General features: G+C 66.9%; 13 protein-coding genes and 1 tRNA gene. 10 read left to right on the plus strand and 4 right to left on the minus strand.

What is annotated here, in order from left to right; genetic code table 11:
- Positions 1-10 precede the first annotated feature (10 nt).
- Genes AWC12_RS08205 through AWC12_RS08240 form a run of 8 tightly spaced genes read left to right on the plus strand, consistent with a single transcriptional unit; the run spans position 11 to position 7,920 of the window.
- Positions 11-940, plus strand: coding sequence for an ABC transporter permease (locus AWC12_RS08205; protein ID WP_085173523.1), 930 nt, complete (start codon positions 11-13; stop codon positions 938-940).
- Positions 941-951: 11 nt separating this feature from the next.
- The gene (locus tag AWC12_RS08210; RefSeq protein ID WP_085173525.1) at positions 952-1,941 is read left to right on the plus strand and encodes an ABC transporter permease; all 990 of its coding nucleotides are present in this window, start codon (positions 952-954) and stop codon (positions 1,939-1,941) included.
- An 11-nt stretch (positions 1,942-1,952) separates the two neighbouring features.
- A complete protein-coding gene (locus AWC12_RS08215; RefSeq protein ID WP_085173827.1) occupies positions 1,953-3,014 on the plus strand; it encodes an ABC transporter ATP-binding protein in 1,062 nt (353 codons plus the stop codon).
- A 4-nt stretch (positions 3,015-3,018) separates the two neighbouring features.
- The gene (locus AWC12_RS08220; protein WP_085173527.1) at positions 3,019-4,023 is read left to right on the plus strand and encodes an ABC transporter ATP-binding protein; all 1,005 of its coding nucleotides are present in this window, start codon (positions 3,019-3,021) and stop codon (positions 4,021-4,023) included.
- 29 nt (positions 4,024-4,052) lie between these two features.
- A complete protein-coding gene (locus AWC12_RS08225; protein WP_085173529.1) occupies positions 4,053-4,775 on the plus strand; it encodes a sulfite exporter TauE/SafE family protein in 723 nt (240 codons plus the stop codon).
- 10 nt (positions 4,776-4,785) lie between these two features.
- Positions 4,786-5,586 (plus strand): IclR family transcriptional regulator, encoded by an 801-nt coding sequence (locus AWC12_RS08230; RefSeq protein WP_085173829.1) that lies wholly within the window; start codon positions 4,786-4,788, stop codon positions 5,584-5,586.
- A gap of 17 nt (positions 5,587-5,603) precedes the next feature.
- A complete protein-coding gene (gene gudD, locus AWC12_RS08235; RefSeq protein ID WP_085173831.1) occupies positions 5,604-6,953 on the plus strand; it encodes a glucarate dehydratase in 1,350 nt (449 codons plus the stop codon).
- A 1-nt stretch (position 6,954) separates the two neighbouring features.
- Complete coding sequence (locus tag AWC12_RS08240) at positions 6,955-7,920, plus strand: 2-hydroxyacid dehydrogenase (protein ID WP_085173531.1); 966 nt, start codon at positions 6,955-6,957, stop codon at positions 7,918-7,920.
- A 69-nt stretch (positions 7,921-7,989) separates the two neighbouring features.
- Here AWC12_RS08240 and AWC12_RS08245 read toward each other — a convergent pair whose 3' ends face one another.
- On the minus strand, positions 7,990-9,174 hold the full coding sequence (locus tag AWC12_RS08245) for a DUF7159 family protein (protein WP_085173533.1): 1,185 nt from the start codon (positions 9,172-9,174) through the stop codon (positions 7,990-7,992).
- A gap of 651 nt (positions 9,175-9,825) precedes the next feature.
- Here AWC12_RS08245 and AWC12_RS08250 point away from each other — a divergent pair.
- Positions 9,826-11,604 (plus strand): PQQ-dependent sugar dehydrogenase, encoded by a 1,779-nt coding sequence (locus AWC12_RS08250; protein ID WP_085173535.1) that lies wholly within the window; start codon positions 9,826-9,828, stop codon positions 11,602-11,604.
- Between the two features lie 7 nt (positions 11,605-11,611).
- On the opposite strand, the gene AWC12_RS08255 is transcribed toward AWC12_RS08250, so the two are convergent.
- Complete coding sequence (locus AWC12_RS08255) at positions 11,612-12,037, minus strand: nitroreductase family deazaflavin-dependent oxidoreductase (RefSeq protein WP_085173537.1); 426 nt, start codon at positions 12,035-12,037, stop codon at positions 11,612-11,614.
- A 153-nt stretch (positions 12,038-12,190) separates the two neighbouring features.
- Here AWC12_RS08255 and AWC12_RS08260 point away from each other — a divergent pair, with 153 nt between their 5' ends.
- On the plus strand, positions 12,191-12,955 hold the full coding sequence (locus AWC12_RS08260) for a hypothetical protein (RefSeq protein ID WP_133057320.1): 765 nt from the start codon (positions 12,191-12,193) through the stop codon (positions 12,953-12,955).
- 70 nt (positions 12,956-13,025) lie between these two features.
- Here the strand turns inward: AWC12_RS08260 and AWC12_RS08265 are convergent, their stop codons facing one another.
- The gene (locus AWC12_RS08265; protein WP_085173539.1) at positions 13,026-13,802 is read right to left on the minus strand and encodes an acyl-CoA thioesterase; all 777 of its coding nucleotides are present in this window, start codon (positions 13,800-13,802) and stop codon (positions 13,026-13,028) included.
- Between the two features lie 283 nt (positions 13,803-14,085).
- Positions 14,086-14,168, minus strand: a tRNA-Tyr gene (locus AWC12_RS08270).
- Positions 14,169-14,171 lie beyond the last annotated feature (3 nt).

A 14,171-nucleotide genomic window follows, 5' to 3' on the forward strand; every position in this document is an offset into this window, starting at 1 on the left:
GGGCCAGCCCATGTTCTCTTTCGTCCGGCGCCGGATGTATTCCAGCGCACTGCCATTGATCATCGTGCTGCTCGGCGTGTTCCTGCTCGCCAGGCTCACCGGTGACCCGATCAACCTCTACCTGCCCGAGTCGGCGACACCGGAGCAGCGCGAATCATTCGCTGCCGCGAACGGATTCAACGACCCGCTGATCACCCAACTGATCGACTACTTCAAGGGTGTCGCCCATCTCGACTTCGGCACCTCGCTGCGCACCGGAGAGTCGGCCGCCGACATGGCGTTACGCGCTTTCCCTGCCACACTGCAGCTGGCGATCACCACGATGCTGCTGGCCATCGTCGGTGCCGTCGTCATCGGCTGCTGGGCCGCCTACCGGCCCAACTCTCTGGCTGACCGCTTCTCATCGCTGCTGTCGATGACCGCGGCAAGCATCCCTGATTTCTGGTTCGCCATCACGGGCGTATGGCTGTTCGCCGTGCTGCTCGGCTGGCTGCCGACTTCCGGCACCGACGCCGGCATGCTCTCGTGGATCTTGCCGATAGCCACGCTGATGATCCGGCCGCTCGGTGTGCTGACCCAAGTGGTCCGCGGCGCCATGGTCTCGGCGCTCTCAGCACCGTACGTTCGGCTGGCCCGCAGCAAGGGCGCCAGCGACTTTCGCGTCGTGAGCCATCACGCGCTGCGCAACGCGGCCGCCCCCGCACTGACCGTGGCCGGCGACCTTGCGGTCGGCTTGATCAACGGCGCGGTCGTGGTCGAGGCCATCTTCGGCTGGCCCGGCATCGGCAAGCTGATGATCGACGCCATTCTGCAGCGCGACTTCGCGGTGCTGCAGGCGGCGGTCCTACTCACCGCGGTCAGCATCTTCCTGCTCAACCTCATCATCGACGCCTGCTACGCGCTGCTAGACGCGCGTGTCCGGGAACCCGCAAAGGTCTAGGGAGACAGAACATGAGTACCTCAATCGACCTGGTCCCGGTTAAGCCGACGACCGCCATCGTCGGTGAAGACGACACCGCATCCCGCAAGTCCGGCGGCTCGAAGTGGTTCCGGCTGCTGGTCAACGATCGCGTCGCCGCCGCGGCCGCCTGCGTCCTCGGATTCGTGTTCCTGACGGCGATCTTCGGCCCGATGATCGTCGGCGACCTCGCCACCAGGATCGACCTCGACAACTCCAACCAGGCGCCGTTCACGCTGACGCACGGGTGGGTGAACGTCCTGGGCACCGACCCGCTGGGTCGGAGCATGCTGGCCCGCCTGATCGTCGCCTGCCAGACCACACTGTCGGTCGCGATCCCGGCGGTGGTCATCTCCGCGATCGTCGGGTCGGCCATCGGTATGTGGGCCGGCTACTACCGCGGCTGGCGCGAGACGCTCGCAATGCGCATCGCGGACGTGATTATGAGCTTCCCGTCGCTGCTGCTCGCGGTCGTCGTCCTCTACGTCTTCTCCCCCAGCGCCGCGAACATCGTTCTGGTACTGGCGATCACGCGTATTCCGGTGTACCTGCGCACCGCCCGCGCGGAGTCCGCCGAGTTGCAGAGCCGGGTGTTCGTCGACGCGGCGCGCACCTTCGGCGCCGGCGCCAACTCGATCATCTTCCGTCACGTGCTGCCGATCGTGCTGCCCACGCTGCTGACCGTGGCGACGCTGGACTTCTGCTACGTCATGCTCGCCGAGAGCTCACTGAGCTTCCTGGGCATCGGCATTCAGCCGCCCGACGTCAGCTGGGGCCTGATGGTCGCTCAAGGCCGGACCTATCTCCACACGGCGTGGTGGCTGTCGTTCTTCCCCGGCCTTGCCATCGTCATCACCACGGTGTCGGCCACCATCCTCGCCGCGTGGGCCCGCATCGCCACCGATCCCGCCCAGCGGTGGCGCCTCACCGTCCCGCAGAAGCGGCTGGCCAAGTTCGCCAAATCCGGAAAGCGCCTCTCGTGAAAGGTTTCAGCATGACTGCACTTGCCGATCATGACGTTCCCCAGGACGCGGTGGACTCCACACCGGTGCTCGATGTCGACGGGCTGACCGTCGAGGTCCGCACCATCACCGGAACGCTGCGCGCCGTCAACAACGTCTCGTTCCAGGCCCGCCGCGGCGAAACCCTGGCGCTGCTCGGCGAATCCGGCTGCGGCAAATCGATGACGGCCACTGCGCTGGTTGGATTGCTGGAACCGGTGGCCGACATCGTCGGCGGCACGGCCCGGCTCACCGGCCAGAAAGACTCGGTCGACCTGCTCACCGCCGACCGCAAGAAGCGGCGCGAGATCGCGGGCACCGAGCTGGCAATCGTGTTCCAGGACGCGCTCACCGCACTGAATCCCCTCTACACCGTCGGAACTCAACTGGCCGAACCGTTCCGGATCCACCAGGGCCTCAGCGCCAAGGACGCCAAGCGCAAGGCCGTCGACCTGATGGCCCGCGTCGGTATCCCCCAGCCCGAGACGCGCCTGAACTCCTACCCGCACCAGTTCTCCGGCGGCATGCGGCAGCGCCTGCTCATTGCGATGGCCGTCGCTTTGAACCCGAGCGTGCTGATCGCCGACGAGCCGACCACCGCGCTCGATGTCACGGTGCAGGCGCAGATCATGGCGCTGCTGCGCGACCTGCGCGCCGAGTATCACATGGCCGTCGTCCTCATCACGCACGACCTGGCGCTGGTTGCCGAGGAAGCCGACCGCGTGGCGATCATGTACGCCGGCAATATTGTCGAAACCGGCACCGTCGCTGAGGTTTTCGCCGACCCCAAACACCCCTACACCAAGGGGTTGCTGAACTCCGTGCCCGTCAACGCCCAGCGCGGCGACGCACTGAAGTCGATCGGCGGCTCTCCGCCGGACCTGCACTCGATTCCCGAGGGCTGTGTGTACCAGGCGCGCTGCCCGCTGGCCGCCGACATCTGCCGCACCACCCGGCCCGCCCTGGCCGACGTCGGTGGGGGCTCAAGCCACATTGCCGGCACCGCCGGCCGCAAGGCCGCCTGCCACTTCCCGGAAGAGGTCTCCAATGTCTGACACGATGTCTGAAAACCTGCTTGAAGTCCGCAACATCCGCAAGAGCTTTCGAGTGCCGCATGCGGGAAAGAACAAGCTCTGCGCGCTCGACGGCATCACCCTCGACCTCAAGCGCGGCGAAACGCTGGGCCTGGTCGGCGAATCCGGCTGCGGCAAGTCCACGCTGGCACGCACGTTGATGATGCTGGAGCGTCCCGACGAAGGAACCGTCAGCTTCGACGGCGTCGACCCGTTCAGCCTCAAGGGCGCCGACCTGCTGAAGTTCCGCCGCCGCGTGCAGATGGTGTTCCAGGATCCCTACGCGTCCCTGAACTCGCGGATGTCGGCAGCCGAAATCATCGCCGAGCCGTGGCGCAGCCACAAAGGCATCGTCGGCAACAGGCAGGACCGTGACATGCGGGTGCGCGGTCTGCTCGACCTCGTCGGCCTCGGCGCCAAGGCGGCAGGCAGGTACCCGCAGGAGTTCTCCGGCGGACAGCGCCAGCGCATCGGCATCGCCCGGGCTCTGGCCCTGAATCCCGACGTGATCATCTGCGACGAGCCGGTGTCCGCGCTCGACCTGTCGGTGCAGGCTCAGGTGCTCAACCTGCTCAACGATCTGCAGGAGCAGCTGAACATCTCCTACATCTTCATCTCCCACGACCTGTCGGTGGTCCGCCACGTCGCCGACCGCGTCGCGGTGATGTACCTCGGCCGCATCATCGAAAATGGCCCCACAGAGGACGTTTTCGCGCGGTCCAACCACCCTTATACTTCCGCGCTGATGTCCGCCGCGCCCACGCTGGACAGCACGGCGCGCAAGCAACGCATCCTGCTCGAGGGCGAGGTGCCCTCGCCGATCAACCCGCCGTCGGGCTGCCGCTTCCGCACCCGCTGCTGGAAGGCGACCGAGGTCTGCGCGACGACGACGCCTGCACCAGCCCTGGACCCTGAATCCGCCGACCATACGGCGCTGTGCCATCACCCGATGCTGACGGAGGGGAGTGGACGTGAAACCGTACCGGTATGAGTACGAGCGAGTAGCGGAGCGGATCGCGCATGAGTCCAGCGTCCTATTGCATTCTCGCGGTGGCGGTCTTGCTCGCTTCGGCGCTGCAGTCCTCGATCGGGTTCGGGATAGGGATGTTCGCGGCGCCGATCGTGGCGCTGATCGAACCGGCGTTGATCCCGGGCACCCTGATCATGATCGCAACGCTGGTGACCTTGATCGTCGTGGTGCGCGAACGCGAGGCCATCGACCTGCGCGGCACGGGGTGGGCGCTGCTGGGCCGCGTGCCGGGCACGATTGCCGGAGCGCTTCTGCTGGCTTCGCTTCCGGAACGCGGTGTGGCCATCATGCTGGCCGCAGTCGTTCTCGGCGGGGTGATACTGACCAGCGTCGGGTGGATCCCGGCAGCGAGGCGACGCAACGTGGTACTGGCCGGGGCTGCATCGGGAGTGCTCGGCACGGCGACAGCGATCGGCGGGCCGCCGATGGCGCTGGTGTGGCAACGCAGCACCGGCGCACAGCTGCGGGGCACGATGAGCGGCTTCTTCCTCATCGGCTCGCTGTTGTCGTTGGTGATGCTGGGTTTCACCGGTGCCATCGACCAACGAACCTGGTGGGGTTTCGCCGTGCTGGCACCCGGGGCTGTCGTGGGTTATCTCCTGTCCAACGTGCTGAACAGACACCTGAACCCGAAACGACTGCGCTGGTTGGCGATCGCGGTCTCGGCCGCGGGAGCGATCCTGTTGATCGCGCGCGAGCTGCTGACGTTCTGAGGTGCGGGCGATGACCGAGCCCGACATCTCCGTGCGCAAGGTCAAATCGGCGGTCCGCACCGTGGAGCTCCTGGAGTACCTTTCGGCGCGGCACGACGATCCAGCGCGGCTGAGGGAGATCAGCGACGCGCTCGACATGCCGCGCAGCAGCGCCCATGCGCTGCTGCGCACTCTGGTGGCACAGGGCTGGGTGCGCAGCGACCCGTCCGGAACCCTGTACGGCATCGGTATTCGCGCGCTGCTGGTCGGCACCAGCTATCTCGACAGCGACCCGTACCTGCCGCTGATCACACCGTTTCTCGAAGAATTGCGCGCCGACCTCGACGAGACATTCCACCTCGGACGTCTCGACGGCATCGATATCGTGTATCTGGCCACCCGGGAATCCCAGCAGTACACCCGAGTGGCGAGCCGTGTCGGCCGCCGGCTGCCCGCGTATACGACGGCACTGGGCAAAGCGCTGCTCGCTGAACGGTTCGGCGCCCAGCGCGACGAGCACGTCCCGTCGGCGTTGAAAAGCCTGACACAGCACACCATCACCGACCGCGTGCAGCTCGACCACGAACTCGACGAGGTGCGCGTGCGCGGGTACGCATGCGACAACGAAGAGAACACCGAGGGCCTGCGATGCTTCGCGGTACCGCTGCGCTACTGCAAGCCTGCACAGGACGCGATCAGCGCCTCGGTGCCCGTCGACCGGCTGACCCCGCAACGTGAACGCGACATCATCGATGCGCTGCGCACCATGGGCGACAAAGTATCCCGAGTGGTGCGCCCCCTGGCCAACGGCGACAAGTGGTTCGCCTCATGACAATCGGAGAGACCACCATGAAGACGCCCTCGAAGACACCGACTGTCACCGACGTCACCGTCGTCCCCGTCGCCGGTCACGACAGCATGCTGCTGAACCTGTCTGGAGCCCACGGTCCGTTCTTCACCCGAAACCTGGTGATCCTGCAGGACTCGGCGGGCAACACCGGCGTCGGCGAGGTACCCGGCGGCGAGCCCATCCGCAAGACGCTCGAGGATGCCCGCAGCCTCATCACCGGCCGCGGTATCGGTGACTATCACGCCGTCCTCAACGACGTCCGGCGTACCTTCGCCGACCGCGACGCCGGTGGACGCGGCGCCCAGACCTTCGACCTGCGAGTGGCCATACACGCCGTCACCGCCATCGAGTCCGCGCTGCTGGACCTGCTGGGCCAGCACCTCGATGTCCCGGTAGCGGCTTTGCTCGGCGACGGGCAGCAGCGAAACAAGGTGCAGGCACTGGGCTACCTGTTCTTCGTCGGTGACCGCACCAAGACCGACCTCGCCTACCGCTCCCCCACCGACGAAGCCGCGGACACAGACGAGTGGTTCAAGGTCCGCCACGAGGAAGCCCTCACCCCCGACGCGGTGGTCCGGCTGGCCGAGGCAGCGCGGTCCCGGTACGGGTTCGTCGACTTCAAGCTCAAGGGCGGAGTGCTGCCCGCACCCGAGGAAGCCAAGGCCGTCATCGCGCTTGCCGATCGCTTTCCTGATGCTCGAATCACGCTGGACCCCAACGGCGGCTGGCTCCTCGATGATGCCATCACCACCTGCCGCGAACTCAGAGACGTGCTGGCCTACGCCGAGGACCCGGTCGGACCCGAGGGCGGTTTCTCCGGCCGCGAGGTGATGGCCGAATTCAAGCGGGCCACCGGCTTACCGACAGCCACCAATATGATCGCCACCGACTGGCGCGAGATGGGCCACGCCATCCGCACCAACGCGGTGGACATCCCACTGGCCGACCCGCACTTCTGGACCATGGCAGGTTCGGTACGCGTCGCGCAGCTCTGCGATGTATGGGGCTTGACGTGGGGATCGCACTCCAACAACCACTTCGACGTCTCGCTCGCGATGTTCACCCATGTCGCCGCCGCCGCGCCCGGTGACATCACCGCAATCGACACGCACTGGATCTGGCAGGACGGCCAGGCGATCACCACGAACCCGTACACAATCGTTGACGGGTACCTCACGGTGCCCGACGCGCCGGGTCTCGGCGTTCAACTCGACGACACCGCCGTGGCCGCCGCCCACGAACTGTACAAGCGTGAAGGTCTCGGCAGCCGTGACGATTCCATCGCGATGCAGTACCTGATCCCGGGCTGGACGTTCGACAGCAAGCGTCCTGCGCTGCATCGAGGATGACGTGAAAATCGTTGTGGTAGATCCCAACCTGGCCCCGCACCGGGAGCAGTTCGAAGCCCTACTGCCTTCAGGATGCGACGTCGAGTGGTTCACCGGTGGCGCGCCGGATTCCGAACTGCGCGACGCGGATGTGTTCGTCGGAAGCCGGTTCACCGCCGAGATGGCGGGCCATGCGAAGAAACTTCGGCTCGTCCACCCTGCGGCGGCCGGCACCGACCGCATCGACATCGGCGCTCTGACACCGGATATCCTGGTCGCCAACACTTTCCACCACGAACGCTCGATCGCCGAGTATGTGGTCGGCGCCGCGGTGATGCTGCACCGCGGGTTCCTCACCCAAGACAAGCAGCTGCGCGACGGCGTGTGGGGAACCTCGGTCTACGACCGGTCGATGCCGCAGATTCCGACGCTCGCCGAGGCCCAGGTAGGATTTGTCGGCTTCGGCCACATCGGACAGTTCGCGTGGAAGTTGTTGCAGCCGTTCGGATGTACTGCGGCGGCGGTGACCGGTTCCGGCAGAGTGGCCGATGAAGCCGGGCTGCAATGGGTGGGCGACACCAGCCGGCTCGACCAGTTGATGCGGGAATCCGATGTGGTCGTGGTCTCAGCGCCGCTGAACAGCCACACCGAGGGCATGATCGGAGCATCGCAACTGGAAGCACTGGGGCCCGACGGCGTGTTGATCAATGTCGGTCGCGGTCCGCTGGTGCAGGAGCGGGCGCTCTTCGACGCGTTGGAAGGCGGCGTCATCAAGGGCGCGGCCATCGACGTCTGGTATCGCTACCCGGTCGACGGAATCGGTTGCACACCAAGCCATTTGCCGTTCGAGAAACTCCCCAACATCCTGATGACGCCGCACTCCTCAGGCGTCACCCGGGATACGTTCGCCGGCCGCGCCGGCGACGTCGCCGACAACATCGGCAGGCTCGTGCGCGGCGAACCGCTGCGCAACCTCGTCCGCGGCTGACGTTTCGCCGAAACTGCATTCCATGCGGCCTCCACGCGGAAAAGACCGCATGGAATGCAGTTTCGGCGGTTAGGGCGTGTAGCCGTACTGCGGTTCGTGGAACCGGTTGATGATCGGGATGCGCTCGATGATGCGATCGCGCAGCCGCGGCTGCTGAACCGGCTGCTGCGGGACGACGGCCGGCACCTGCGCGGGCGGGGCCGCGGGCGGAACGTAGGCAGGCGCCGCCGGCGCGGGCGGCAGGTAGTTTTCGGACGGGGACGGCGGCACGTACGCCGGCGCGGGCGGTAGGGCCGGGGCGGGAGCGAGCGGCTCCTCGTAAACCGGCGGCGGGGCCTCCGGCAACGGGGCAGCCTCGGGAGCCGGCATCTCGACCGCGACCGGCTGCGCCTCCTGCGGGGGCGGCGTCGGCGCGGCTTCGGGTTTCGGGGCGGCCTTGACCGGCGTCTGCTTCGGCGTCACCGCGGGCTCGGGCGCCGGTTCGGTGACCGACCGCGCCATCTGCGGAGCGGAACTGTCGGGCGTCAGCGACATGCCCAGCGCCACCGACAACGAGACCACGAACGTCACCACCGCGGCGGCCAGCACCGAGGCGAGCGTCGCCGTCGGCGTGAGCCTGCGCCGGGCCGGGGCTTCCTGGGCATCGAGGATCGACACCGCCGACGCCGCCGCCAGCGCTGCTCCCCTCGCCAGGGCCAGATCGCTTTCGTCGGCGGACAGCACCGGCACCTCGAGGCGCCGCTCCAGCTCAGACTTCGCGCCGGCGACATCACCCGACCCGAGAACGAAGACCGCATCGGGCGCGTAACCCTCGACATCGGTGAGCGCCGAGTTGTCGACCCGATCGGCGGTGACCCCGTCGTGCGTCACCGCCACGACAACGGACTCGCAAGGCTCGGCCACACAGACGACCAGCCGCTCACATCCTGCGATGTCGGCGATGCCGCAGGCCAGCGCCTCGGCGGCCTCGACATCGGACACCGCGATGACGTTCTCGACCTCCAGGTCGGTCAGGGCCTGCCACACAGAGCTCGCGGTGTACTCGGCTTCCGTGGACCAGCTGAGCCCGATGGCGTCCACTCGGCGCGGGGCGGCCCGGTCCAGCAGCTCGGCGAGGAACGCCCCGGCATCGAAATCCTCAAGACGGGGTACGGAGCCGAGATCGACAGTCAGATTTTCCGCGCCCGTGGCAGCGTCGACGAGGACCCAGCGCACCGATGACGAGGTCATCGACAGACCGAGCACAACGTCCATGAATTCGCTACCAATCTCCCAGCGGCTGGCCCTCGACATTACCGCGAGCGATCGCAGCCGCACAGTCGGTCACATGCCGGCTCACGACGGCTCCTCGAGCAGGCGCCGCCGCCAGGCCATCGCCGCGTGCGCGGTCATGTCATGAAACGTCAGCCACGACAGGTTCGCGTCCCCGACGCACCGATGCGGCTCACCCAGCCACGATGGCCGTTTTGCACCACACCGTCGACATTCGGTCATGACAGCTCCTTCCGCGGCCGCGCGCCCCGCCGCGCTGACTCGACTTTGCCCGCCGCCGGGCGATCGCCGCCTCTGGAAGTAACAAACACCACATCTCGGCTACCCCGGCGCCACGCTCATCGCCGAGACTGAAACCGTGCAGGGCCCTTCTCGCACTTCGTCTGCACAGATTCAGCCTCAGCGGCTACCACCCGGTGGCGACAGGCGCAGTGCGTACGCGGCGCCTTCCCTGCAAACGGTGGTAAACAGCTACGCGCACGGTCTCCAAAAACCGTCGAAGCTGCCGGATCCCCAGCTCAGGCGAAGCCTTCAGCCATGACACATTTCTGACCCTCCCAGCGAAAACACTCTGCTCGGCAAACTCCGCGGCATACAGTCTCGCTAGCTGTGCGCATCGACCAAGGAGGCACCATGGGGGGATCACCGGGCTACGCCCGCTACGTCGGCCGAGTCGGAGGGTTGGCGGCTGCGCTGGGCATCGGCGCCGCACTGCTGACCGGCACGGCGGTCGCGTCTGCGGAGACCACCGATTCGAAATCGACATCGTCGAGCTCGTCGGAAAGCGGCTCCTCGTCAGAGAACACACGGGGTACGACGAAGGCCTCCGCCGGAAAGTCCCCGTCGGAGCGGGCCGCTGCGCAAAGCTCCGGCGACGAATCCGAGGACGCCGAGTCTGACGACACCGACACGGAACCCGAGGCCGGCGACGAGGACGTCGAGGTTACCGACGACGACGCGACGGTTGCCGACGACGACGCGACGGTTGCCGACGACGACGCGACGGTTGCCGACGACGAGGAGGACGCGCCGACCCGAGCGCTCGCCGCCGTCGACGCCGAAGACGAGGCCGCAGCCGACGAACGCAGCTGGCTGGAGAAGCTGTTCGACAACGAGTCGCCGACGATCAACCCCAACCCCGCCGAGAACACCGTCATCGACGGCAACGTCGTCGGCACCCTGAACCCCGAAGATCCCGACTCGACCCGGCTGACCTACACCGCGACCCGGCCCGAGCACGGCACCGTCGTCATCGGCTCCGACGGCACCTTCGTCTACTCGCCCGGTGAAAGCTACGCCGGACAGGACAGCTTCCAGGTGACCATCAGCGACGCCCGCGACGGCTTCCACATCCATGGCGCGGCCGGGCTGCTGAACCTGTTCACGTTCGGCCTTCTCGGCAGCAGCGGACACCGCGACACGAAGACCGTGTTCATCGGCCACGAGCGGGCCACCGTCGTCGAAGGCCTGAGCTCACCGGTGGACTTCCGCTTCCTGCCCGACGGCCGGATCCTGGTCGCCGAGAAGGCCGGCGCGATCCGCGTCGTCGAGGACGGGGAGCTGCTGGCCGATCCCCTCATCACGCTGTCCGTGCGCACGGAGGTCGAACGCGGCATCGCCGGTCTAGCCGTCGATCCCGCGTTCGAGAACAACGGCCGGATCTACGTCGCCTACGTCTCGGCGGCAACGACCCGAAACACGCTGTCGCGCTTCGTCGTCACGGGCAACACCGCAGCGTTCGACCAGATCCTGGTGGAGTCCAACCAGACGGCTGCGGTCAACCACCACGGTGGGGCGCTCGATTTCGGCCCCGACGGCAAGCTGTACTGGGGTGTCGGCGACAACGCCGCCGGATCCAACGCCCAGGACCTCACCGACAACATCCACGGAAAGATCCTGCGGCTCAACACCGATGGCAGCGTCCCGGGCGACAACCCGTTGATCCTCGGCGCGCGGAGCGCGATCTACGCCTACGGTCTGCGCAACCCGTTCCGGTTGACCTTCACTCCGACCGGCGAGCTGCTGGTCGCCGATGTGGGCAACGCCGCCTACGAGGAAGTCAACAAGGTCGTCGCCGGCGGCAACTACGGCTGGCCGAGCTCGGAAGGCGTCTGCACGAGCAACTGCGCGGGCAAGACCGACCCGATCTTCACCTACGCCCGCGACGGCGGCGCGGCGATCACATCGGTCGCCGTCCACCAGGGCAAGGTGTTCATCGCCGACCTGGTCAAGGGCTGGATCAACGTGCTGACCTGCACCCCGGCGTACACGGCTTGCACCGATGTGCAGACCTTCGATCCGGATGCCGGCGCCACCGTGGTGCTGTCCGAGGGACCCGACGGAGCGCTGTACCAGCTGCTCTACCAACCCGGCGCGCTGGTGCGCATCGACCTGCAGGACATCGACGTCTGACGTCGAGTCAGCTTGAGGCCCTGACCAATTCGACGACCGGGATGACGCGCTCGGTCTTGGCCTGGTACTCGCCGAACTGCGGTTCGGCATCGACCTGCCTGGCGTAGACCTCGTCGCGTTCGGCGCCCTCGAGGACACGCGCCGTCGCCGGGTAGGTCTCGGTGCCGATCTCGACGGTGACCTCCGGGTTGGCGACGAGGTTGTGGTACCAGTCGGGGTTGGTGTCGGCGCCGCCCTTGCTCGCGAAGATGTAGACGCGTCCGTTGTCGGGAAGATAGACCAGCGGCGCGATACGTTCGGTGCCCGACTTCGCCCCGATGTGGTGGAGAAGGACAAGCGGCTTGCCTTCGAAGATGCCGCCGGCCTTGCCGCCGTTGGCGCGGAACTCGTCGATCACCGTGCGGTTCATCTCGTCGAACGCTGCTTTGTCCATGACTGCTCCCTCGGTCGAATAGGTCCTGACTCCTATCTACCTGCGAGCCTGGACGTCTATTCCCGCCATGCCGAGCGCGCGTCTGGGCCACGGCGCGCACTGTATTGGCACAATCGGCCCCCGCAAACAACAAAGTGGCTACACTTCGCTCGCATGGACGGGACGAGGCGGCTTCTCGCCGCGGCGTTGCTGATGACAATTGTCAGTGCCTGCACTCCGGAACCGCCCCCGTACGAATCCCGTTACACGCCACCGGCTCCCACCGCTCCCCCGCCTCCTCCGATGGCACCGGGAGCGTCCTTCGTCGACGACTTCGAACGAGCCGAGACCCCCGCGGGCCTCGACCAGGACTGGGAGTTGCGCGGAGCCGACCCCGGCAAACCCGCGCTGCCGGTGCAGAAAGGCGCCTTCATCCGAGACGGTCACTACGTGTCCTCCGACGACAGCAACACCTACGCCGTCCAGACACTGCGCGACGTCGTTCGCCGCGTCGGCGCGGAGGGCCGCTGGACAAAAATCGGAAACGGGGGCTACGAGACCCTCATCATGGGAATCGCGGCCGACGACAGCCTGAACGGAAACCAGCTCCAACTCGTCATCACGCCGGCCGGATGGGAGTTGCGCAAACATCCCGACGGCGACTCCTCCGAGGCGGTGGGCAAGGCCTCGTTCGACCCGCCGCTGGCGGTCAACGGCACCTACCGTTTCGAGATGGACGTGGAAGACGAGTCTGTGACTGTGCGGGTCGCCGGCGTCGAGAAGAGGGTGCAGGTCGACACCGTCGGCCTGCTCGGTGAGCGCGTGTACTGGCAGCACTACTCGGCGCCCGACGAGCTTCCGATCGGGGCGAAGTTCTGCGTCGACATGGTGTGGGCAGCCGAGCAGGGCAAGCCGCTGTCACCGGTGCCCGCCCAATGAATCAGGCCCCTCGAAAGGGGGCCTCATCAGCGTGGCAGGTACTGGATTCGAGTTGGTGCGAGCCAGTCGATCACAGCCGCCACAGCGACTCCTGCGCGACGCTGGCCACCAGGGTTCCGTCCTCGTCGACGATCGATCCGCGTGCCAGTCCGCGGGCGTCGCTGTGGCTGATGGCCTCGGCCTCGTAGAGGTGCCATCGCTGAGGGTCGAAAGGGCGGTGCAGCCACAGCGCGTGGTCGAGGCTGGCCGCGCCGCCGCGGGGCAACTGCTCCCCGGGCGGCCGGGCAATAGACACCAAACCCACGTCAGAGATGAAGGTCAGCGCACACGCCTGCAGCAGCGGGTCGTCTTCGATGGGGTCGCGGCTGCGGAACCACATCGGTTGGACCGGCCATTCGTCCATGCCACTGCCAGTGGTGCGGATCTCGAAGTGATCGGCCCATTGCTCGGGTAAAGGGTTCGCCAGCGTGGTCGCCCTTAAGTCGACGCCTGGTCCTCTTGGACGCTGCCAGTCGGTCGTGGTTTCGGCGCGGTGGAAGGAGGCCAGCATCTCGAAGATGGGCACACCGTCCTGGCTGGCGGTGATCCGGCGGGTGTTGAACGACTTGCCGTCGCGGGTGATTTCGACGACGTACTGAACGTCGACGCCGACCCGGCCGCCCTTGATGAAGTAGGCGTGCAGTGACTGCGGAAATCGGCCGGGATCGACGGTCGCACCGGCCGCGGCCAGCGCCTGGGCGGCGATCAAGCCGCCGAACAGCCGGTTACCAGCTCCGAATGACGCTGTGCTGTGGAAACTCTCGCCGCTGCCGTCGAGGCGTACCAGGTCGGCAATCCAGCTCGGCATGGTCCTCCATCAACGACGATCGCAGGTCGACACATGTTAAGGGGCCGACTCCGGCAGTCATCACCGTGGGGTCGTCGGAAATTCAGGCGTTCGGCGTTGCCGGACTGACGCCAGGGCTACCCTCAGGCTCAGTGGGAGGGGGTCCCCGTGGTCGCGCACGAACATGTCGGATGGGTCGCCGGGCTGGCCGTATCGGCAGGAGTCGGGGCCGCGGTACTGCTTGGCGGCGCTGCGGTTGCCGTCCAACGCAAACAGGCCCCCTCGAAAGGGGGCCTGATCAGCGTGGCAGGTACTGGATTCGAACCAGTGTAGGCGTAAGCCGACGGATTTACAGTCCGCTCCCATTGGCCACTCGGGCAACCTGCCTGG

It is taken from the genome of Mycolicibacterium iranicum (assembly GCF_002101705.1).
Classification (GTDB): Bacteria; Actinomycetota; Actinomycetes; order Mycobacteriales; family Mycobacteriaceae; genus Mycobacterium; species Mycobacterium iranicum.